At 63.4% G+C, this 21,902-nt stretch carries 15 protein-coding genes; 11 read left to right on the top strand and 4 right to left on the bottom strand.

Annotated elements, in window-relative coordinates; genetic code table 11:
* Positions 1-139: 139 nt before the first annotated feature.
* From IB241_RS21335 to speA, 4 genes are all read left to right on the top strand, one after another.
* Positions 140-1,207 (top strand): DUF2333 family protein, encoded by a 1,068-nt coding sequence (locus tag IB241_RS21335; RefSeq protein WP_192300187.1) that lies wholly within the window; start codon positions 140-142, stop codon positions 1,205-1,207.
* Positions 1,208-1,209: 2 nt separating this feature from the next.
* Entirely contained in the window at positions 1,210-1,746 is a 537-nt protein-coding gene (locus IB241_RS21330) for an NUDIX hydrolase (RefSeq protein WP_192300186.1), read from the top strand.
* A gap of 195 nt (positions 1,747-1,941) precedes the next feature.
* Entirely contained in the window at positions 1,942-2,313 is a 372-nt protein-coding gene (locus tag IB241_RS21325) for a translation initiation factor Sui1 (RefSeq protein WP_005784408.1), read from the top strand.
* A gap of 144 nt (positions 2,314-2,457) precedes the next feature.
* Positions 2,458-4,371, top strand: a complete 1,914-nt coding sequence (gene speA, locus IB241_RS21320) for an arginine decarboxylase (RefSeq protein WP_192300185.1) — start codon at positions 2,458-2,460, stop codon at positions 4,369-4,371.
* Between the two features lie 56 nt (positions 4,372-4,427).
* Here speA and IB241_RS21315 read toward each other — a convergent pair whose 3' ends face one another.
* Entirely contained in the window at positions 4,428-5,765 is a 1,338-nt protein-coding gene (locus IB241_RS21315) for an MATE family efflux transporter (RefSeq protein WP_192300184.1), read from the bottom strand.
* Between the two features lie 425 nt (positions 5,766-6,190).
* Here IB241_RS21315 and IB241_RS21310 point away from each other — a divergent pair, with 425 nt between their 5' ends.
* Complete coding sequence (locus IB241_RS21310) at positions 6,191-11,089, top strand: alpha-2-macroglobulin family protein (protein ID WP_192300284.1); 4,899 nt, start codon at positions 6,191-6,193, stop codon at positions 11,087-11,089.
* Positions 11,090-11,227: 138 nt separating this feature from the next.
* On the opposite strand, the gene IB241_RS21305 is transcribed toward IB241_RS21310, so the two are convergent.
* A complete protein-coding gene (locus tag IB241_RS21305) occupies positions 11,228-11,521 on the bottom strand; it encodes a hypothetical protein (protein ID WP_017738360.1) in 294 nt (97 codons plus the stop codon).
* Positions 11,522-11,745: 224 nt separating this feature from the next.
* Between IB241_RS21305 and pbpC the strand changes: the two genes are divergently transcribed.
* The 6 genes from pbpC (at position 11,746) to IB241_RS21275 (ending at position 18,666) form a co-directional block, all read left to right on the top strand.
* Positions 11,746-14,058 (top strand): peptidoglycan glycosyltransferase PbpC, encoded by a 2,313-nt coding sequence (pbpC, locus tag IB241_RS21300; protein WP_192300283.1) that lies wholly within the window; start codon positions 11,746-11,748, stop codon positions 14,056-14,058.
* A 159-nt stretch (positions 14,059-14,217) separates the two neighbouring features.
* A complete protein-coding gene (locus tag IB241_RS21295; RefSeq protein WP_048723087.1) occupies positions 14,218-14,526 on the top strand; it encodes a MazG-like family protein in 309 nt (102 codons plus the stop codon).
* Positions 14,519-15,268 (top strand): methyltransferase, encoded by a 750-nt coding sequence (locus IB241_RS21290; RefSeq protein ID WP_192300183.1) that lies wholly within the window; start codon positions 14,519-14,521, stop codon positions 15,266-15,268. The genes IB241_RS21295 and IB241_RS21290 overlap by 8 nt, the downstream gene beginning before the upstream one ends.
* 24 nt (positions 15,269-15,292) lie before the next feature.
* Entirely contained in the window at positions 15,293-15,895 is a 603-nt protein-coding gene (locus IB241_RS21285) for a DUF4136 domain-containing protein (RefSeq protein ID WP_192300182.1), read from the top strand.
* Between the two features lie 45 nt (positions 15,896-15,940).
* The gene (locus tag IB241_RS21280) at positions 15,941-16,498 is read left to right on the top strand and encodes a DUF4136 domain-containing protein (RefSeq protein ID WP_192300181.1); all 558 of its coding nucleotides are present in this window, start codon (positions 15,941-15,943) and stop codon (positions 16,496-16,498) included.
* Between the two features lie 164 nt (positions 16,499-16,662).
* Positions 16,663-18,666, top strand: a complete 2,004-nt coding sequence (locus IB241_RS21275; protein ID WP_192300180.1) for a pilus assembly protein TadG-related protein — start codon at positions 16,663-16,665, stop codon at positions 18,664-18,666.
* Here the strand turns inward: IB241_RS21275 and IB241_RS21270 are convergent.
* Both IB241_RS21270 and IB241_RS21265 read right to left on the bottom strand, forming a co-directional pair.
* A complete protein-coding gene (locus IB241_RS21270; protein WP_192300179.1) occupies positions 18,663-21,395 on the bottom strand; it encodes a PAS domain-containing sensor histidine kinase in 2,733 nt (910 codons plus the stop codon). The genes IB241_RS21275 and IB241_RS21270 overlap by 4 nt on opposite strands.
* Entirely contained in the window at positions 21,392-21,832 is a 441-nt protein-coding gene (locus IB241_RS21265) for a TadE/TadG family type IV pilus assembly protein (protein WP_192300178.1), read from the bottom strand. Before IB241_RS21265 ends, IB241_RS21270 begins: the two co-directional genes overlap by 4 nt.
* Positions 21,833-21,902: the final 70 nt, after the last annotated feature.

Genomic DNA, 21,902 nt, shown 5'->3' with positions numbered 1-21,902 from the left:
AGTCGAACGCCCCGTATGCGCCACTTTCGTTTAAAAGCCCCGCGCTGACGGGCACGATGGGGTAGGGTTGTGGTCGGAGTGTTTGAACGCACCCGGACAATAGACGTGCATGAACTCAAGTGATTGAAAGGATCCCGCCATGCTGGACTGGAAAAACCGCGCAGACAGTACCAAAGGCCCCGCCCCCGAACCCAAGTCGGCCAACCGCAGCTACTTTCGCAGCCTGCTGATGAGCCGCGCCGTGCTCAGCCTGCTGGGCTTGTACCTGTTGGTCACGGGTGCCCTGGGGTGGTATTGGAGCGCAGAGCCGGCGCTGTTCCCGGTCCAGCAAAATGCGCAGATTGCCGCCGAGAAGGAAGGCAAGCAGATGGTGGTGGGCTATACCACCGTCGAAACCCTCAAGACCGTGGTCGGCACTTTGCTGGACAAACCCGGTGGCTATATCTCCAACGACCGTTTCCCGCCTGGCCTGTGGATGGACAACATGCCCAGCTGGGAATACGGCGTGCTGGTCCAGGTGCGTGACCTGACCCGCGCCCTGCGTAAAGATTTCGCGCGTTCCCAGTCGCAGTCGGCCGAAGACGCGGACCTGGCCAAGGCCGAACCGCGCTTCAACTTCGACAACAAGAGCTGGGTGCTGCCTTCCAGCGAGTCCGAATACCAGGAAGGCATCAACTCCCTGAGCCGCTATGAAGCGCGCCTGTCCGACCCGAACCAGCGCGGCGCCTTGTTCTATGCACGTGCCGACAACCTGAACAACTGGCTGGGTGACGTGGCGACCCGCCTGGGTTCGCTGTCGCAGCGCCTGTCGGCCAGCGTCGGCCGGGTGAAACTGAACACCGCGCTGAAAACCGAAGCCCTGGCGCCGGGTGAAGTGCCGCAGGTCGATGAAGAAGTGGTGGAAACCCCATGGATGCAGATCGACAACGTGTTCTATGAAGCCCGTGGCCAGGCCTGGGCGCTGTCCCACCTGCTGCGCGCCATCGAGGTCGACTTTGCCGATGTACTGGCCAAGAAAAACGCCACGGTCAGCGTGCGCCAGATCATCCGTGAGCTGGAAGCCTCGCAGGAACCGGTCTGGAGTCCTATGATTCTTAACGGCAGTGGCTTCGGCGTACTGGCGAACCATTCGCTGGTGATGGCCAACTACATTTCCCGGGCCAACGCTGCAGTGATCGACTTGCGTCAGCTCCTCAACCAGGGTTGATGATGGACGCTACTCAAAACGAGGCCGCACACCGTGCGGCCTCTGATGCTGAACTGATCTGCTGGGTTGACGAAGAGGACAGGCTCCTCGGTCACCTGGTCAGGTCCGACCTGCGCCAGCGCGGTCTTATCGGCCGTTGCACCTTCATTTTCCTGTTCAATTCCAAGGGCGAGCTGTGTGTGCATCGACGCACACTGAGCAAAGCCTTGTACCCCGGTTTCTGGGATACGGCAGCGGGTGGGATGGTCGCGGCGGGGGAGAGCTACGCCGATTCGGCGGCCCGCGAGCTGGAAGAAGAACTCGGTGTGGCCGGGGTAGCACTGGTCGAGCATGATCACTTCTATTTCGCCGACGGCGACAGCCGGCTCTGGTGCAAGTCCTACTCTGCCGTGTGGGACGGGTCGCTGCGTTTGCAGCCCGAAGAGGTCATGGAAGCGCACTTTCTGCCCCTCGACGTTATCCTTCGGGAAGCTGAACAAAAGCCCTATTGCCCGGACGCCCAGGAGGGCCTGCGTCGCTATCTGGCCCTGCGTCGCTAAACTTGCATAAATTGGCGCGATTTGGCCCTTAGCAAGTCGGCTTTTTGCCGTTACACTGCGCGACTTTTCACCCGAGCCTTCCTGCTATTAGGAGTGGGGCGGTTCGGTAGCGCTGCCCCTGCCTGAGTGGGGCTTCGCGGTCGGTAGTCCCGTTGCGGGCACCGATCTGTCTTTGTCCTCCCAAGAGGATTGCCGGTGGCCAAAAAAGCCGCATCCTTCGCCGCCCTTGGTGGCCTGGTATTTTCCACCGACGCAGGTCGACACTGCCCGGACTGTCGTCAGCCCGTGGATTCGTGCACCTGCAAACAGACCCTGATCCCCGAAGGCGACGGTATTGCCCGCGTGCGACGCGAGAGCAAGGGCCGTGGCGGCAAGACGGTGACCACCATCACCGGCGTGCCGTTGGCCGAGGATGCCCTGAAAGAACTCGCCACCACGCTGAAAAAGCGTTGTGGCACCGGTGGCGCGTTGAAAGACGGCGTCATCGAGATCCAGGGCGATCACGTCGAGTTGCTGTTGGCCGAGCTGATCAAGCTCGGGTACAAGGCCAAGAAGTCCGGCGGCTGAAAGCCTCTTCCCGACCTGTGTCTAAACTCTGTCCTGCAAGTGGGGTCCTACCTCTCGCGCAGGCAAATCGTCATTTTCATTCTTTAGACTGCGCCAGCCTCTGATAGGGGGCTGCGCCTTCGACTTCATTTATAGGGGACTTCGATGTCCGTACGACGCACACGCAAAGACGATGGCAGCCAATGGACAGTTGCGGACAGCCGCAGTGTTTACGGGATTCGCCATTGGGGGGCCGGGTATTTCGCGATCAATGATGCCGGTCGCGTTGAAGTCCGTCCGAACGGCCCGAACAGCACGCCTGTCGACCTTTACGAGCAAGTCGACGAGCTGCGCAAGAGCGGCCTGTCCTTGCCGCTGCTGGTGCGCTTTCCCGACATCCTGCAAGACCGTGTACGCCAGCTGACCGGCGCCTTCGATGCGAACATCGAGCGCCTGGAGTACCAGAGCAAGTACACCGCGCTGTACCCGATCAAGGTGAACCAGCAGGAAGCGGTGATCGAGAACATCATCGCCACCCAGAACGTGTCCATCGGCCTCGAAGCCGGTTCCAAGCCTGAGCTGCTGGCCGTGCTGGCCCTGGCGCCGAAGGGCGGCACCATCGTCTGCAACGGTTACAAGGACCGTGAGTTCATCCGCCTCGCGCTGATGGGGCAGAAACTCGGCCACAACGTGTTCATCGTGATCGAGAAAGAATCCGAAGTCGGCCTGGTGATCGAAGAGGCCGCCAGCCTCAAGGTCAAGCCACAGGTCGGCCTGCGCGTACGCCTGTCGTCCCTGGCGTCGAGCAAGTGGGCGGACACCGGCGGCGAGAAATCCAAGTTCGGTCTGTCGGCGGCGCAGCTGCTGTCGGTGGTCGAGCGCTTCCGCGCCGCCGGCCTGGACCAGGGCATCCGCCTGCTGCACTTCCACATGGGCTCGCAGATCGCCAACCTGGCGGATTACCAGCACGGGTTCAAGGAAGCCATTCGTTACTACGGCGAACTGCGCAACCTCGGCCTGCCGGTGGATCACATCGACGTCGGCGGTGGCCTGGGCGTGGACTACGACGGTACCCACTCGCGTAACGCCAGTTCGATCAACTACGACATGGACGACTACGCCGGCGTGGTGGTGGGCATGCTCAAGGAGTTCTGCGATGCCCAGAGCCTGCCGCACCCGCATATCTTCTCCGAAAGCGGCCGCTCCCTGACTGCCCACCACGCCATGCTGGTGGTGCAGGTTACCGACGTCGAGAAACACAACGACGAAATCCCGCTGATCGAAAACAAGGAAAGCCTGCCGGAAACCGTGCAGTGGCTGGTGGACCTGCTCGGTCCGACCGACATTGAAATGGTCACCGAAACCTACTGGCGCGCCACCCACTACATGAGCGACGTGGCCGCCCAGTACGCCGACGGCAAACTGACCCTGGCGGAAAAGGCTCTGGCCGAACAGTGCTACTTCGCCGTGTGCCGCCGCCTGCATAACTCGCTCAAGGCCCGCCAGCGCTCGCACCGCCAGGTGCTGGACGAACTCAACGACAAGCTGGCCGACAAGTACATCTGCAACTTCTCGGTATTCCAGAGCCTGCCGGACACCTGGGCCATCGGCCAGGTCCTGCCGATCCTGCCGCTGCACCGTCTCGACGAAGAGCCGTTGCGCCGTGCGGTGTTGCAGGACCTGACCTGCGACTCCGACGGCAAGATCAAGCAGTACGTCGACGAGCAGTCCATCGAGACCAGCCTGCCGGTGCATGCGTTGAACGAAGGTGAGGATTACTTGCTGGGCATCTTCCTGGTCGGTGCTTACCAAGAGATCCTGGGCGACATGCACAACCTGTTCGGTGACACCGATTCGGTGAACATCTACCAGCGTGAAGACGGTTCGGTGTACAGCGCCGGGATCGAGACCCACGACACCATCGAAGACATGCTGCGTTATGTGCACTTGTCGCCGGAGGAGTTGATGACCCACTACCGCGACAAGTGTGCGAGCGCGAAGATCTCTGCGTCTGAGCGTACCCAGTTCCTCGACGCCTTGCGCCTGGGCCTGACGCGTTCGTCGTACCTGTCCTCATAAGCACAGTCGACGGCGATCCAAGATGTGGGAAGGGGCTTGCCCCCTCCCACATTTTTTTATCCAAGCCACTGGTCCTGCCGGTTCAGTCGCCACGCAATCGCCCACAAGGTCAGGCTGCGCAGCGCCATGAACAGCAGGAAGGTCAGCCACAGCCCGTGGTTGCCCAACCCCTGCAACAGCCAGGCGAACGGCAGCGTCAACAGCACCGTCAGCAACATGCCATTGCGCATCTCCCGCGCACGGGTAGCGCCGATAAACAGGCCATCGAGCAAATAACTCCACACCGCAATCAACGGCAATACCGCCAGATACGGCAGGTAACGGTCAGCCGTTTCGCGCACGCTGGGGATGTCGGTCTGCATGGCGATAAACAAGTGCCCGCCGACCGTGAACAGCAAGGCAAAACCGACGCTGGCGATCAGCGACCAACCGCCGGCGACCACCAGTGAACGCCTTAGCGCCTGACGGTCGTGGGCACCGATGGCATGGCCGCACAGGGCTTCGACCGCGTGGGCCAATCCGTCCAGTGCGTGGGCGGTCAGCAACAGGCCGTTGAGCAGCAACGCGTTGGCCGCCACGGTGGCATCGCCCAGGCGTGCACCTTGTACGGTGATCATGAAAAACACCGACTGCAGCGCCAGGCTGCGGATAAAGATGTCACGATTTACCGCCAGCAACGGGCGCCAGCTCTCCCAGCGTTTCAACGCAGCCCAGAAGATCTGCCCGGGATAGGCCCGCAGGGCTTTTTGCGTGAGGGCCAGACCGAGCAGGGCCCCCGTCCATTCGGCGATTACCGAGGCGCGCGCCGAACCGATCACCCCCCAATCCAGGCCAAGCACAAACCACAGGTTCAGGGCGATGTTTACCAGGTTGGTCGTCAGCAGAATCGCCAACGGCGCGCGGGCGTTTTGCGTGCCGAGGAACCAGCCGACCAGCGCATAACTGGCGAGGGCGGCGGGCAAGCCGAACAGGCGGGTGTGGAAAAAATCCTGGGTCAACTGATTGAGTTCGGGGGAGGGCTGCATCCATTCCAGGGCCAGATGGCTCAATGGAATGCCCACGCTGCCCAGCAGCATGGCCAGCCCCAGCGCCAGCAACAAGCCTTGCAGGAGAATTTGCCGTAGCGCCGCGCCGTCATTGCGCCCGGCGGCCTGGGCGGCGAACCCGGTGGAGCCCATGCGCAGGAAACCCATGGCCCAGGCGAGGAAGGTGTACAGGCTGGCGCCGACGGCCACGGCGCCCAGTTGATGGGCGTGGGGCAGGTGGCCGATGACCATGCTGTCGACCAGGGCCACCAGTGGCACCGAGATATTCGACAGGATCATCGGCGCGGCCAGGGCCCATACACGTCGATGAGTAAAGCGGTCGCGCCAGTCGGTCAATAAGGTGGGCATGCAGGCTCCTTGGGAGAACGGCATTGTAACCGCCCCTCCCTGCCACAGCAGGACCAATGTGGGAGATTCCATGGTTGCAACAGTGCCGCCGCCTTCGCGGCCTCGCTAAAGCTCCAGCTCCGACAGCCGTGCAGCCAAACACTCACTATCCATCAACACCAATCACCTGTGGGAGCGGGCTTGCCCGCGAAAGCGGTGGTTCAGCCTGCACAGGTATTACTGATCCACCGCTTTCGCGAGCAAGTCCGCTTCCACATTTTGGTCTTCAGTGTTTGTGGGATTTGGCTTGGCATCACGCCTCATCAAGAACCAAACCACCCTCCGTCGGTCAATGTGACCAGCACCACATCGGCCCCGCGCGGGCTGATATATAGTTCATCCCCTTGGACCCCCTCACAACGAGTGCTCACATGCTTAATAAAAGCGTGCTTAACAAAGGATTGTTCCTGGCCTGTGCGCTGGCCCTGCTGAGCGCCTGCGATTCCTCCGATAAGCCGGCGGCTCCGACTGCCCCCGCCGCGGCGACGGTTGCGCCCAAGCCTGCCAAGGCCGCGGTGGACGTGGCGGCGCTGAAGCAGCGCTACGCCGGGCGTGAGTTGAGCGTGGTGGATGTGTCCGAGGTGCAGCTCGATGGGGCCAGCACGCTCTCCGTGAGCTTTTCCATTCCCCTGGACCCCGATCAGAAATTCGCCGACAAACTTCACCTGGTGGACAGCAAGTCCGGCAAGGTCGATGGTGCCTGGGAAATTTCCGACAACCTGATGGAGCTGCGCCTGCGCCATCTGGAGCCACAGCGCAAGCTGGTGCTGACCATCGACGCCGGCGTGAAAGCGGTCAACGACGCCAAGCTCGCCGCCGAATACAGCGCCCGCCTGGAAACCCGCGACCTGCAAGCCACCGTCGGTTTCGCCAGCCGTGGCACCTTGCTGCCGACGCGCCTGGCCGAAGGCCTGCCGGTGATTGCGTTGAACGTCGACAAGATCGACGTCGAATTCTTTCGCATCAAGCCCGAATCCCTGCCCACCTTCCTCGCGCAATGGGGCCGCAATAGCAGCCTGCAAAGTTATGAGGCCCGCGAACTGCTGCCGATGGCCGACCTGGTCTACGGCGGCCGTTTCGATCTGAACCCGGCACGCAACACCCGCGAAACCCTGCTGCTGCCGATTGCCGGCCTCAAGCAATTGCAGCAGCCAGGTGTGTACCTGGCGGTGATGCGCGCTTCCGGCACCTACAACTATTCCCAGCCGGCGACGCTGTTTACCTTGAGTGACATCGGCTTGTCGGTGCACCGCTACGCCAATCGCCTGGACGTGTTTACCCAGGCCCTCGAAGGCGGCAAGGCGCTGGATGGCGTCGACCTCGAAGTGCTCGATGCCGACGGCCGCGTGCTGGGCCAGGGCAAGACCGAGAAGGGCGGCCACGCCGAGCTGCCGTTGCCGAAAAAAGCCCAGGTGTTGCTGGCCAAGCAGGGCGAGCAAACCAGCCTGTTGCGCCTCGACAGCGCGGCGCTGGACCTGGCCGAGTTCGACATCGGCGGCCAGCCGTCCCATCCGTTGCAGTTCTTTGTGTTCGGCCCGCGTGACCTGTATCGCCCCGGCGAAACCGTGCTGCTCAACGCCCTGTTGCGCGACAAGGATGGCAACGCGGTCAAGCCGCAACCCGTGAGCGTCGAGGTCCGTCGCCCGGATGAGCAGGTCAGCCGTAAGTTCGTGTGGGATGCCGACGCGTCCGGCCTCTATCAATACCCACTGCAACTGGCTGGCGAAGCGCCGACCGGGCGCTGGCAGCTGGTGTTCGACCTGGGTGACGGCAAGCCTCAGCTGTATGAATTCCTCGTCGAAGACTTCCTGCCCGAGCGCCTGGCGCTGGAACTCAAGGGCAGCGACACGGCGTTGAGCCCGGCCGATAACCCAGTCATCCAGGTCAGTGGCCGCTACCTCTACGGCGCCCCGGCATCGGGCAACCGCGTCAGCGGGCAAATCTATGTGCGGCCGTTGCGCGAAGCGGTCAAGGCGCTGCCGGGCTATCAGTTCGGCTCTGTCACCGAAGAAGAACTGAGCCAGGATTTCGAACTCGACGAAAGCGTGCTCGACGCCAAGGGCCAGGAAGAACTGACCCTGGAAAGCAAATGGGCCGACGCCAAGTCGCCGCTGCAACTGATCGTGCAAGCCAGCCTGCACGAGTCCGGCGGGCGCCCCATCACCCGGCGCCTGGTGCAGCCGATCTGGCCGGCCGAACAACTGCCGGGCCTGCGCGGGTTGTTTGACGGCAAGGAAACCAACGGCGATGGCCCGGCAGAATTCGAAGTACTGCTGGCCAACCCGCAAGGGCAGAAGCTCGCCGCGCAAAACCTCAAAGTGCGCCTGGTGCGTGAGCGTCGCGATTACTACTGGAACTACTCCGACAACGATGGCTGGAGTTACCACTTCAACGAAAAATTCCTCAACCTCGACGAACAGACCTTGAACATCAAGGCGGGCGACACCGCCAAGGTCAGCTTCCAGGTCGAGTGGGGCCCTTACCGCGTCGAGGTCGAAGACCCGCAGACCGGGCTGGTCAGCAGCCTGCGCTTCTGGGCCGGCTACCAGGCCCAGGACAACACCGAAGGCGGCGCCGTACGCCCCGATCAGGTCAAGCTGGCGCTGGATAAACCGGCGTATGGCGACGGCGATACCGCCAACGTCACCGTGACCCCGCCTGCCGCCGGCAAGGGCTACCTGCTGGTGGAGTCCGCCGAAGGGCCGTTGTGGTGGCAGGAAATCGACGTGCCGGCCGAAGGCAAAAGCTTCGCCGTGAAGCTCGACCCGAAATGGTCGCGCCATGATTTGTACGTCAGTGCCCTGGTGATTCGTCCCGGCGAGCGCAAAGCCAATATCACCCCCAAACGGGCCGTGGGCCTGCTGCACCTGCCGCTGGATCGCACCCAGCGCAAACTCGGCGTGACCCTCAGCGCGCCGGAAAAAATGCGTCCCAAGCAAGCGCTGACGGTGAAAGTCGCCGCCAAAAATGCCGATGGCAGCGTGCCGAAACAGGTGCACGTGCTGGTCGCGGCGGTGGACGTGGGCATCCTCAATATCACCGAATACCCGACGCCGGACCCGTACGCCAGCCTGTTCGGTCGCAAGGCTTACGGCGTGGACCAGTTCGACATCTACGGCCAGTTGATCGAGGCTGGCCAGGGCCGCCTGGCCAGCCTGGCATTTGGTGGTGACGCTGCGCTGGCCAAAGGCGGCAAGCGCCCGGACACCAGCCTCACCATCGTCGCCCTGCAAAGCGCGCCCGTGACCTTGAATGAGCGGGGCGAGGGCGAAGTCAGCGTCAACATCCCCGACTTCAACGGCGAACTGCGCCTGATGGCCCAGGCCTGGAGCGATGATCGCTATGGCATGGCCGAAGCCAAGACAGTGATTGCCGCGCCGCTGATCGCCGAGCTGTCGGCGCCGCGTTTCCTTGCCGGGGGCGACCAGACCACCTTGGCGCTGGACCTGTCCAACCTGTCGGGCCGGGCGCAAAAGCTCGATGTGCAATTGAGCGTCGAGGGGCAGCTGGAATTGGTCAGCCCTGGCGCACAAAACCTCGAACTCAAACAAGGCCAGCGCACCACCCTGCGCATCCCGGTAAAAGCCTGGGGCGGCTTGGGGCAGGGCAAGGTCAAGGTCACCGTGAATGGCCTCGACCTGCCGGGTGAAAATCTACCGCCGTTCACTCGCGAATGGACCCTGGGCGTGCGTCCGGCGTATCCGGCATTGCTCAAGCAGTACCGCGCGGTACTCAAGGATCAGCCGTGGAGCCTGCCAGCGGGCACCCTGGATCAGTTCGATGCGTCGGGGCGCGAGGCGCTGTTGAGCCTGTCGAGCCGGCCGCCGTTGAACCTTGGCGCGCAGATCAGTGCGCTCAAGGCCTACCCTTATGGCTGCCTGGAGCAGACCGCCAGCGGCCTGTACCCGTCGCTGTACGCCGACGATACGTTGCTCAAGCGCCTGGCGATCAAGGGCGAGCCGGATGCCGAGCGCAAGCGCAAGATCGAAATCGGCATCGAGCGCTTGCTGGGCATGCAGCGCTATAACGGCAGCTTCGGATTGTGGGGGGCTGACGGCGAAGAAGAATATTGGCTGACAGCCTACGTCACCGACTTCCTCCTGCGCGCCCGCGATCAGGGTTTCGCGGTGCCGCAGGAGGCCTTGAAAAAGGCCAGCGAGCGACTGCTGCGTTATGTGCAGGAACGCAACCTGATCGACGTCGATTACAGCGACAACGCCGACCACACCCGCTTCGCCGTGCAGGCCTACGCCGGCATGGTCCTGGCGCGCAGCCTGCAGGCGCCGTTGGGCGCGTTGCGCAGCATCTTCGAGCGTCGCAGCGATGCGCGCTCCGGGTTGCCGCTGGTGCAACTGGCGATTGCGTTGCAGAAAATGGGCGACCAGCCACGGGCGGACCAGGCGTTGCTGGCCGGTCTGGCGGCGCAGCGCAATGCCAATGAATGGCTGGCCGACTACGGCAGCCCGTTGCGTGATCAAGCGATGATCCTGGCGCTGCTGGAGGAGAACGACCTGGCCAAGGGCAAGCGTGAGGAGCGCTTGTTCACGCTGTCGGATCAGTTGGCAGCGAGCCCGTACTTGTCGACCCAGGAGCGTAATTCGCTGTTCCTCGCCGGGCGCCTGGGGTTTGCCAAGCCTGAATCGGACTGGAAAGTGCTACTGGATGGCAGCGCTGGAAGCCACGAGTTGAATAACCAGCAGTCGACCCTGGATCTGGAGGGCAAGCTGCTTTCCAGCAACCTGAGCCTGACCAATCAGGGCGATGTGCCGGTTTACCAGCAACTGACGATTTCAGGTTACCCACAGGTGCCACCGGCGCCAGGTGGCGACAACTTGAGCATCCGCCGTGAATACCTGGGCATGAACGGCCAGCCGCTGAACCTGCACAGCCTCAACAGCGGCGACCTGGTGCTGGTGCACTTGGCCGTCAGCGCCAAGCAACGTGTGCCGGACGCCCTGGTGGTGGACCTGCTGCCCGCCGGCCTGGAACTGGAAAACCAGAACCTGGCACAGAGCGCTGCCAGCCTGGAAAACGCCAGCAGCCAGGTGAAGGAATGGCGTGAGTCGATGCAGAACGCGTCGCTCAAGCATCAGGAGTTCCGCGATGACCGTTATGTGGCCGCGCTGAACCTGGACGGTTCCGGCACCACGCACTTGCTGTATCTGGCACGAGCGGTGACGCCGGGCACGTACCGCGTCCCGCCGCCGCAAGTGGAGTCGATGTACCGGCCGAATTGGCAGGCGGTGGGCGAGACCCCGGCGGACTTGGTGATCAAGGGCCGCTGAGATCTCAACTTGAAATGGGGCCTGAATGTGGGAGCGGGCTTGCTCGCGAAGACGGCGTGTCAGCCAGTACATCTGATACTGACATACCGCATTCGCGAGCAAGCCCGCTCCCACAGGAGGGGGCTGGTTGTTTGGGGATCAGTGCACGACCCAGCTGAGCAGCCACAGCCCCAGCAGCAACCAGATAATCCCGAAGATGATCGACGCACGCATAAACGCCCGCACCGCCGAATACAGGAACAGCAGGCCAATGATCAGCGTGAGGATGCTGATGATCGAAGTGTCCATGCCCAGCGTACGTGAGAGGCCCTCGACAAAGTTGCCGCCAGCGTTGGTCAAGGCCCCGAACAATCCGCTGAGCCCATCGACGATAAAGCGGATGACCGAACCGAGCGCTTGGCCCAGCCATTCGAAGAAGCTTTCTACCTGCATGTGTGTGTCCTGATGAGAAGGTGGGCGTATCTGTGCCTTTGGTTGTGATTGCGCCAGGCTAGTTCCCTATAAGCATAGAGGTTTGCAGGTTAAATAATGGGTTTGCTTAGTATCGGATACCCACAATCCCATGTGGGAGCTGGCTTGCCTGCGATCGCGGTGGGTCAGTGAAAAATTTACCAACGGCCCCACCGCTATCGCAGGCAAGCCCGCTCCCACGGTTACTGCGCTGGAGCTTGGGGGTTGTGGTGTTGGTGATCGCGCTGTTGTGGCTGGCCGACCGTATCTGGCCCTTGCCGCTCCCTCAGGACGACCTGGCACGCGTGGTCCTCGCCGAAGACGGTACGCCCTTGTGGCGCTTCGCCGATGCCAACGGCGTGTGGCGCTACCCGGTGCAAACCGGCGAAGTCTCGCCGTATTACCTCGACGCACTGCTCACCTATGAAGACCGCTGGTTCTACCGACACCCCGGCGTCAACCCGCTGGCGCTGGTGCGGGCCTCCTGGCAGAACCTCAGCGGCACACGGGTAGTGTCCGGCGGCAGCACCTTGTCGATGCAGGTCGCACGCCTGCTCGACCCGCATTCGCGCACCTTCCACGGCAAGTTGCGCCAGTTGTGGCGCACGGCGCAGTTGGAGTGGCACCTGTCCAAGGACGAAATCCTCAACCTCTACCTGAACCGCGCCCCGTTTGGCGGGACGTTGCAAGGCGTGGCGGCGGCCAGTTGGGCCTACCTCGGAAAATCCCCGGCGCACTTGACCCATGCCGAAGCGGCCTTGCTCGCCGTACTGCCCCAGGCCCCCAGCCGCTTGCGCCCGGACCGTCACCCGCAACGCGCCCAGCAAGCCCGCGACAAGGTGCTGCGCCGCCTCGCCGAGTTCCAGGTGTGGCCGCAAACCGCTGTCGACGAAGCCCTGGAGGAACCGCTGCTGCTCGCCCCGCGCCTGGAGCCGAGCCTGGCTCCCTTGCTCGCGCGCCGCCTGAACCGTCCGGACAGCCCGCCGCTGATCCGCACTACTGTGGATGCCACCTTGCAACGCCGTCTCGAAGACCTGCTGCTGGGCTGGCGCGCCCGTTTGCCGGAGTACACCTCCGCCGCGATCCTGGTGGTGGAAGAAGAAAGCATGGCCGTGCGCGCCTACGTCGGCTCGGTGGACATCAACGATGCCAAGCGCTTTGGCCATGTGGACATGATCAGCGCGTTGCGTTCGCCAGGCTCCACGTTGAAACCGTTTCTGTATGGCATGGCGTTGGATGACGGCTTGATCCACTCCGAGTCGCTGTTGCAAGACGTCCCCCGCCGTTACGGCGATTACCGGCCGGGCAATTTCTCCATGGGCTTTACCGGCGCGGTGCCTGCGAGTACGGCGTTGTCCAGTTCGCTGAACCTGCCGGCGGTGCAGTTGCTGGAAGCCTATGGGCCCAAGCGCTTCGCCGCCCAAATGCGCATCGGCGGCGTGCCCTTGGCGTTGCCGGCGCTGGCCGAGCCCAATCTGGCATTGATTCTTGGCGGCGCGGGCAGTCGTCTGGAGGATCTGGTCAGCGGTTACAGCGCCTTCGCCCGGGATGGCAAGAGCGCGACCATCCGCTTGCAGCCAGACGACGTTCTCAGGGAGCGGCCGATGTTGTCCCCCGGTGCGGCGTGGATTGTGCGACGTATCCTCAGTGGCCAGGCACGCCCCGACCGCGACCCGCGTGCCGAACTGGTGCAGCGCCCGGTGCTGGCCTGGAAAACCGGCACCAGCTATGGCTTTCGCGATGCCTGGGCGATTGGTGTGGGGCCGCGTTACTTGATCGGCGTGTGGATCGGCCGACCGGACGGCACGCCGGTGCCGGGGCAGTTCGGCCTGGCCTCGGCGGCGCCGTTGATGCTGCAGGTGCACGATGTGCTGACCAACCGCGACAGCCAGCGCGGCATCAGTGCGCCCGTCAAACCGGTGCCGGCGAATGTTGGCGTGGCTGCGATCTGTTGGCCGCTGGGCCAGCCGCTGGGCCGCAGCGATCCCAATTGCCGGCGCCAGCGTTTTGCCTGGACGTTGGACAACACCACACCGCCGACCTTGCAGGCGTTGGATCAACCGTTGAGCGTGGGGTTGATGGAGAGCGTGTGGGTCAACGCCAAGGGTCTGCGGGTCGACGCCCATTGCCCTGGCGCCGAGGCGAAAAGCATCGCCTTGTGGCCGGCGCCGCTGGAGCCATGGTTGCCGCGGGTCGAGCGCCGCGAAGCACGCATCCCGGCCGCCGATCCCGATTGCCCGCCGCCGGTATTGGCCGCGTCGTCGCCGTTGTCGATTGTAGGAGTGCGCGAGGGTGATCAACTGCGCTTGCCGGCTGCCAGCCAGCAGGCGCTGCGTCTGAAAATCTCGGCGCTGGGTGGCAGTGGGCGGCGTTGGTGGTTTCTCAATGGCGAGCCGTTGGGGGACAGTGCCAACCAGGACTTTATCAATGCCAGCTTTGAGCGGTTGGGGCGGTATCAGTTGAGTGTGCTGGATGAGGCGGGGCAGACTGCCCGGCTTGAGTTCAGTGTCGTCGACTAAATCGCCTTCGCGAGCAAGCCCGCTTCCACATTTTGATCTGTGAATACCTTCAAGCGTGGGAGCGGGCTTGCTCGCGAAGGCGTCCTCAAGAACACCCGGAGATTCACTTGCCTTCAAGGCCAATCCCCCCGAAGCTACTCACCTTCAGGAGCCTCACGCATGAACCTCGAACACCTCACCGAACGCCTGCACCGCATCCGCGATACCAACGACTGGAAGCAGTTCCACAGCCCGAAAAACCTGGCCATGGCCGCCAGCGTGGAAATGGCCGAGCTGGTGGAGATCTTCCAATGGCTGAGCGAAGACCAATCCCGCCAGCTGCCTGCCGACAAACTCGCCCATGCCGGGCAGGAAGTCGGCGATATCGTGTTGTACCTGCTGTTGCTGTGCAGCGAGTTGGGCCTGGACATGAACGAGGTGGTGCGCGCCAAACTGGCCGACAGCGAACGGCGGTTTGCCCATGAGTGACCGACATTTCGACCAATTGGCCACGCGGTTTGCCGAGAAAATCTACGGCGGCGCCAAGGGGGCGATCCGTCTGGCGGTGCTCCAGGCCGACCTGACCGAAGCGCTGCCCCAGCGCCCATTGCGCGTGCTGGACATCGGCGCGGGCCTGGGCCATATGTCGTTGTGGCTGGCCGAGCAGGGCCATCAAGTGACCCTGGCCGAACCCGCCGAACCGATGCTCGAAGGCGCGCGCCAACGCTTCGCCGAGGCCGGGCAGAGCGCAACGTTCATTCACGCGCCGTGGCAGGATTTGCTTGGCCAACTCACCGAACCCTATGACCTGGTGCTGTGCCACGCCGTGCTGGAATGGCTGGCCGAGCCCCACGCGATCCTGCCGGTGCTGCACCAACTCACGGTGCCCGGCGGTTGGTTGTCCCTGGCGTTCTACAACCGTGATGCGCTGATTTACCGCAATCTGCTCAAAGGCCACTTCCGCAAGATGCGCAAGAACGATATGGCCGGGGAAAAGCAAAGCCTCACCCCGCAACAGCCACTGGACCCGCGTGAACTGGCGGCGCAACTCGAAGGCCTTTGGCAGGTCGAAAGCCAAAGTGGCGTGCGGGTGTTCCACGACTACATGCCGGTGGAATTCCAGGCCCGCGCGAATCTGCAGGACTTGTTGGAGATGGAACTCGCTCACCGTCGTCACCCAAGCTTTGCCGGACTTGGGCGTTATTTGCACTGGATCTGCCGTCCGGTTTAAGCGGCCCAGTCTGCGGAGGTCGAAATGCGTCGTCTCTGTTTGATCCTGTTGTCTTTGGGGCTGGGCGCCTGTTCCAGCCCCAATCCCTACGTGGCCGCCTCGGCCCCGATGCCGCCGGCCCCGGCCCAGGCGGCCAATACCTTTGATGCCAGTGCCTACCCGGCGCCGGTGCGCGACTATGGCGCCTACCGCAACTGGGCCTGGCGCAACGGCCAGCTGCCGGCGGGCACGGCCTGGGCCGATTCGGCGCAGATTGCCGAAGCGGTCAGCGGCGCCCTCGACCAGCGCGGCTTGCGCCCCCTGCACGACAATCGCCCGCCGGACCTGCTGGTCAGCGCCGACGTGCGCCTGGAGAAGCGCCTCAAGCAAGTCCAGGATGACTATGGCTACGGCTATGGTGGCTACAACCGCTATGGCAATGGCTACGGCATGTACAACTCGGCACCGATCGTGCGCACCTATGAAGTGACGGTGGCGGTGGTGCGCGTCAACCTGTTCGACGCCCGCAGCGGCCAGCCGGTGTGGAGCACCAGCGCGGAAACCGCCAGCCAGGGTAGCCTCAGCGAACGCGCCGATGGGCTGCGCAAGGCAGTGCAGAAGGCGATGAGCGCTTATCCGCCGCGTTAAGCGCTAAGCTCAATGACAGGCCCCGGTCTATTTTGGAGAACACTCATGTTTCGTCGTATCGCAACGCTCGCTTTTGTAGTGCTGCTGGGCGGTTGCCAGACCAGCCAGGTCAACCACGATTTTGACGCCAGCCGTGATTTCGGCGCGTACCGCAGTTGGGCCTGGAAAGACCCGGCGCTGCAATACCGCCCGGATGACCCGCGGATCAAGAGCGACCTCACCGAACAACGCATCCGCCAGGCCGTCGGCGAACAACTCGACCAGCGCGGCCTGCGTCCGGCGGCGGCTGGCGCCAAGGCGGACTTGAAGGTGCAGGCCTACCTGATCGTCGAAGACCGCCAGCAACAAGTCACCACCAACTACGGCGGCGCCTGGGGCGGCCCGTGGAACGGCTACTGGGGCGCGCCGATGTACAACGAAACGCGCAACATCACTTACAAAGTGGCGACCCTTCAGATCGACCTGCTCGACGGCAAGGACGGCAAGCTGGTGTGGCGCGGCAGCGACGAGCAGATGATGAGCAGCACGCCGAATCCCCAGGATCGCAGCAATGCCATCCGCGCGACGGTGACTAAAATTCTCTCCAACTACCCGCCGCACTAACCAACACCGCAATCCCCCTGTGGGAGCAAGCCCGCTCCCACCTCTAGCTTTGTGCACGCCCCACAATCTCCGTCAGTCGCCAATGTGGCGACTGGCCGGCGCGGCCGCAACGCCTTGTCTACACTCCACTGCACTACGGAGAGTAAGCGCTAAAGGAGTGCTCGATGTCTCCCCGGCTTCGTTCCAGGCAGCGTGGTGCGATTGGCTTGATGGCGGCCCTGACCCTGGGGCTGGCGCTGGTCTTTCTGTTGCTGGTCGTCGATAGCGGGCGGCTGTACCTGGAGAAGCGCAAGCTGCAAGGCATCGCCGACATGGCCGCGCTGGAAGCGGTGCAGCGCAACGGCAATTGCATACCGGCCACCAACACCGCGCCGACCTTTGCCGGCGCCAGCGCCACGCGCAACGGCTATGTCATTCCCCCCGGCAGTGCACTGGACGTGCGCTGCGGCGTGCTGAGCACCAATGCCAGCAACCTGCGCGTGTTCAGCCAGGACTCCACCAAGACCGATGCCATCCAGGTGACCGCCTCACGTCCGGTATTGACCAGCGTTGCGGGTGGCGTCTGGACGCTGGTCAATGGCAACGCCTACAACGTGATGACTCAATTGACCGCCAGGGCCGTCGCCGCGCCGAAGATTCTGCCGCCGCAGGCGCAGTTGACGATCAAGTCGACGGTGCTGACGGTCGACTCCAGCAAGTCGGACGCCCTGGACCTGCTGTTCGGCAAGCTGCTGGGCGGCAACCTGTCGGTGGGCCTGGCGGGCTGGCAAGGGTTGGTGGGCACCGATATAAACCTGCTCAGTTACCTGAACCAACTGGCGCTGAACGTGGGGGTGCAGGCAGGCAATTACGATGAGTTGTTGGCCAAGAACCTCAAGCTCGGTCAGTTGGTGGATGCAGCGGTCACGGTGTTGCAGGCCGGAGGCAGCACCGCCTCGGTGGCGGCTGCAGCGGGGGCGGCGAAGATCAGTGCGCTGGTGGGCAACCTGGACGTGACGTTGGGCAGCTTGATGCAAGTGCAGACCGGCGCGGTGTCCGCGGGGCTCAATACCACGGTGAATGCCTTCCAGTTGATCGAGGCGTTTGTGCAGTTGGCCAACAAGACAAGTGCCGTGGTTGCCGACGTGCCGGTGACGCTGCCCGGGGTCACGGCGAATCTCAAGATCAAAGTGATCCAGCCGCCGCAGTTGTCGGCGATTGGCGATCCCACGTACGCCAAGAACAAAACCGATGCGACGACGCGGATTTATGTGCGCACGGCGCAAGTCAGCGTTGGGTTGACGGTGGGGCTGCCACTCCTCGACACGGCGCCAGTGAACCTGGTCTTGAACGGGTTGCTCGGTCCGCTTTCTGACGTTTTGAATAATTTGTTGAGCCTGAACCTGGGCGGGACCGTGTCATCGTTGTTGTGTGTATTGGGCGGTTACTGCGAGCGTACAGACCTGAAAGTGCTGACCTCGGCCTCCAGCCCCCCTATCACCGGCGTGGATGTGATTCTGGAATTGGGCAGTGCTGAAAGTTATGTCACCGGGTTCACCTGCGTGAGCGACGCGACCAAAACCTTGACCACCCAATCCAACGCCTCGGTAGTCACCGTCAAGATCGGCCAGACTCCCACGTTGATCAACTCGCTGGCCTCCAGCCCGCCGTTGAGTCCTGTGCCGCCGTTACCGGTGGTCGACATCGGCGCGATCACCTGCTTCAAACCGCTGCTGGGGCTCGGGCCGACCACGTGCGACCCCGCGACACGCAAGGCGTTTTATGGCGGCGGGATCGGGCTGAGTATCAACAGTCCTGTCGGGACGACCACTGCGGCCCTTGGTGCTCACACCTACAATCAACCGCCGGAAATCAAACAGCCGGCGCTCTACTACGCATTCTCGACCACCGGGCTGGTGGGCTCGCTCAAGACGACATTGGCGGGCATTCAGTTCCAGGTTTACAAACCCACCGGCTTCAACCTGCTGGGCGGCTTGCTGGTGACCAGCGCAACGTTGCTCAATGATTTGAATACCACGCTGGGAGGGCTGATCGGCAACGTACTCAGCCCAGTCGTCGACCCACTGGTCAACGGCCTGCTGAACACCCTCGGCATCAACCTCAACCAGGTCGAAGTCGGTGCCAACCTCAGTTGCCGCCCCCATGGCCAGGCGGCGCTGGTGAACTAGGCCAGCGGCAACTCCACGCAAAACCGGGCGCCGTGCTCGCCGTTGCTGACGCTCAGGCGTCCGCCCATGTTTTCCACAATCCCGTAGCTCACCGACAACCCGAGGCCGGTGCCTACGCCAATCGGCTTGGTGGTGAAGAAGGGTTCGAAGATCCGCTCCAGCAGGCGCGGGTCGATGCCGCCGCCGTTGTCCTCGACCCAGATGCGCACGTGGCGGCCGTCATGCTCGCTGTGCATGGCGATCCAGGGGCGCAGCTGCGGCTGTTTTTCGCGCTGGCCGAGCAACGCGTCGCGGGCGTTGACGATCAGGTTGATCAGCACCTGTTCCAACTGGTCGACGTGGCCCTTGACCTGCGCCGTGAAGTCCGGCGGTGTCAGGCGCAACTCCACACCCTTGCCGCGCAAGCCTTCGCTGAGCAGCGACAGCGTGCCTTCCACCGCTTGTGCCGGGTCGAAGGGGTGCTGCTCGACTTCCGAGCGGCGGCCGAACACGCGCATATGGTCGACCACCCGCGCCGCGCGCTGCACCTGGGTGTCGATGCGTTGCAGTTTTTCGGTCAGGTAGTCGATTTGTGCATCGCCATCGCGCACGCGCTTGAGCACGTTGACGATGGCCATGCGCATCACGTTCAACGGTTGGTTGATCTCGTGGGCCAGGCCCGTGGCCATTTCGCCGAGGGTGGCCATTTTGGCACTCTGGGTCAGTTGTTGCTGGGAGCGGCGCACTTCGGTGTTGTCGCGGCCCACAGCCTGCACTTCCACCAGCGCGCCCTGCTCATCGAACACGCCGCGGTCCGACCATACCCACCAGGCATGTTCGCGCCCCGGCAGTTGCAGGCTGATTTCGGCGGTGCTGACCGGGAACTCCGGCGTCAGTCGGCCAATGCGCTGCACAAAGCTGTCGCGTTGTTCGGCCGACAGCCAATCCGCCAGGTTCAGCCCCGGCAATTGTTCCGGGCGGCACTCCAGATAGTTGGCCAGCGGGGTGTTGCCGAACGTCAGGGTCAGGTCGGGGCGGTAGCGGCAGATCATCGCCGGTGAGTCCTCTACCAGGATGCGGTAGCGTTCCTCGCTTTGCTTGACGTGCTCCGCCGCCAGGGTGGCCTCGGTCACATCCAACCACAGGCCCACGGCTTCGACCGGCAGGCCCAGGTCGTCGCGCAGCAGCCTGGCTTCGTCGAGCAGCCAGTGATAGTTGCCTTGCTTGTCCTGCACGCGATAGCGGCTGCGCACATTGCCTTCGCGCAGCAGTTGGCGGGTGCGTTCGAAATACAGGTCGCGGTCGTCGGGGTGCAGCCATTCGATCAGGCTGGCGGCCGTGCATTCGGCGAGCGTACGGCCGAGCAACGGCAGCAGGCTGTCGCTGAAAAACAGCGGTTGCAGGGTGCCTTCGACGTAGCGCTGCACATAGATGATTGCCGGTGAGCTGGCGATCAGGTTGTCCAGCCGGGCGTGGGCGGCAGCGGCTTGCTGTTGCTGGTTTTTGATGTCGCTGATGTCGAGCATGAAGCCGACCAGGCGCCGATGGTTGCCGACGCCCAGGGCCTGGCCCTGGACGCGATACCAGATGGGGTTTTGCGCGGCGTCGAGACGGTGCAGGCGCACGCTGGTCGACAGCGGTTTGCTCAGGGTCTGCAAGTCGTGCAGGCGGCTGGCGAGTTCCTCGCGGTCGGCGGGGTGAAACAGCCGCAGCCAGTCGCTCAAGGTGTGGCGTGTGGTGGCTTCGTCGGGGTTCAGGTGCTGTTGCAGCTGGGGCGCCAGTTGGATGTCGTCGCTGAGGTTGGGCAGTTCCCACCAACCTGTGCCGAGCAGGCCTTGCAGGGCTTCGAGGCGATCCAGTTGCTGTTGGTGGCGCTGTTCGCGCAGGCGGCTGAGCAGGGGCGCGGCGAGGGCTGCGGTGAGTTGCAGCCAGTCGCGCTCGAAGGTGTCTTGGGCGTGGTAGAAACCGCACAGCAGCCAGGCGGCGACGCCATGGTCATCGCGATAGGGCACCAGGAACCCCTCGGCATTCGCAAAGATGCCTTGCAGGCGCGGATGCTCGCTGTGGCCGTGGGTGAGGGTCAGGCTCAAGGGCGCGGTGCCGCCCAAACTGTCCAGGGCCGCGCCGAGTGCCTGGCCATCGTGCCACAGCACCGGGGCGTCAAACGTGCGGTATTGGCTGTGGACCCGCCAGCCCAGGTCCTGTTCGTCGAGCAGGGCGATGGCGACACAGGGAATCTGAAAGTGTTGGGCGATGCTTTGCAGGTTGTCCTGCACCACTTCCGGCAGCCGGGTCAGGCTGCACACGCGCAAGCGTTCGCTGACCTGGGCGCTGAGCAACTGGTGTTGCTCGCGGGCTTCGGCGTGCTCGCGGTGGCCGATCAAGTCGCCGATGTCCAACAGTTGCAAAACCCAGCCGTCGCCGCTGGGCTGGATCCAGCCACGGGTTTGCAGGGGGCGCCCGGCGAAGCCATTGAAATCCAGGTCGAGGTTTTGGCCCTGCCAATCGGCGGGGCTGCCCTCGATCACCACGGCGCTGTGGGCACACAGGTAGTCCACCAGCGGTTCGGGATGTTGCTCGGCGGTGTGTTTGACCAGGCGATGACGCAGCGGACCGTGGGTTTGCAGGACGCGGCCGAGGTTGTCCAGGTCAATCTGCAAACCGGCGTTGACGGGGACGTGCGCCGCGGGCAGGTGTGACTCGGGCGGGCGGCCGAGCAGGCGGTCGAAGAACTTTTCCCCCGAGGTCAAAATTGCAGGCTCGCTTGGGCCGACAGCGTGGTGGGCAGGTTGGGCACGGTGCCGAAGCCCGGCAGCACCAGGAATGGCAGGACGCTTTTGAGGTTGTCGGAGGGGTAGTTGATTTGCACGGTCAACAGGTTGCCGGCCGAGTAGGTGGCGGTGACATAGCCCGGGACGAATTTGAACGCGGCAGGCAGCCACTGCAATTGAGCCTGGGCGGTCGCCACGGCACGTGCGGTGACGGCGCTGGAGTAACCGGGGGTGGTGGGGTCCAGCGCAACGCTGCGCCTGACACCCTCGGCCGTGGCCTGGTTGAACGATTGCAGCAACAGCAACGGCAGGCTGTAGCTGACCAAACCGTAAAACACGGCAAAAAAGATTATGAACACCATCGCGAACTCAAGCGCGGCGGCACCTTTCTGTTTTCTGGGGAGGCCCTTTCTCATGACCGCGTCTACCCTGACAACGACTACTTGATATCAGCATAGAGTCATTCAGTAAAAAGGGATTTTTTTT

The sequence above is a fragment of the Pseudomonas sp. PDM05 genome (assembly GCF_014851685.1).
Lineage (GTDB): Bacteria > Pseudomonadota > Gammaproteobacteria > Pseudomonadales > Pseudomonadaceae > Aquipseudomonas.
The sequence above is the reverse complement of the archived record's forward strand: the minus strand, read 5'-3'. Positions and strand labels throughout refer to the sequence as shown.

Bases quoted from the DNA above. Each gene is read 5' to 3' on its own strand.
- IB241_RS21335 (WP_192300187.1), top strand. From the start codon at position 140: ATGCTGGACTGGAAAAACCGCGCAGACAGTACCAAAGGCCCCGCCCCC.
- IB241_RS21330 (WP_192300186.1), top strand. From the start codon at position 1,210: ATGGACGCTACTCAAAACGAGGCCGCACACCGTGCGGCCTCTGATGCT.
- speA (WP_192300185.1), top strand. From the start codon at position 2,458: ATGTCCGTACGACGCACACGCAAAGACGATGGCAGCCAATGGACAGTT.
- IB241_RS21315 (WP_192300184.1), bottom strand. From the start codon at position 5,765: ATGCCCACCTTATTGACCGACTGGCGCGACCGCTTTACTCATCGACGT.
- IB241_RS21305 (WP_017738360.1), bottom strand. From the start codon at position 11,521: ATGCAGGTAGAAAGCTTCTTCGAATGGCTGGGCCAAGCGCTCGGTTCG.
- IB241_RS21295 (WP_048723087.1), top strand. From the start codon at position 14,218: ATGAACCTCGAACACCTCACCGAACGCCTGCACCGCATCCGCGATACC.
- IB241_RS21290 (WP_192300183.1), top strand. From the start codon at position 14,519: ATGAGTGACCGACATTTCGACCAATTGGCCACGCGGTTTGCCGAGAAA.
- IB241_RS21285 (WP_192300182.1), top strand. From the start codon at position 15,293: ATGCGTCGTCTCTGTTTGATCCTGTTGTCTTTGGGGCTGGGCGCCTGT.
- IB241_RS21280 (WP_192300181.1), top strand. From the start codon at position 15,941: ATGTTTCGTCGTATCGCAACGCTCGCTTTTGTAGTGCTGCTGGGCGGT.
- IB241_RS21275 (WP_192300180.1), top strand. From the start codon at position 16,663: ATGTCTCCCCGGCTTCGTTCCAGGCAGCGTGGTGCGATTGGCTTGATG.
- IB241_RS21265 (WP_192300178.1), bottom strand. From the start codon at position 21,832: ATGAGAAAGGGCCTCCCCAGAAAACAGAAAGGTGCCGCCGCGCTTGAG.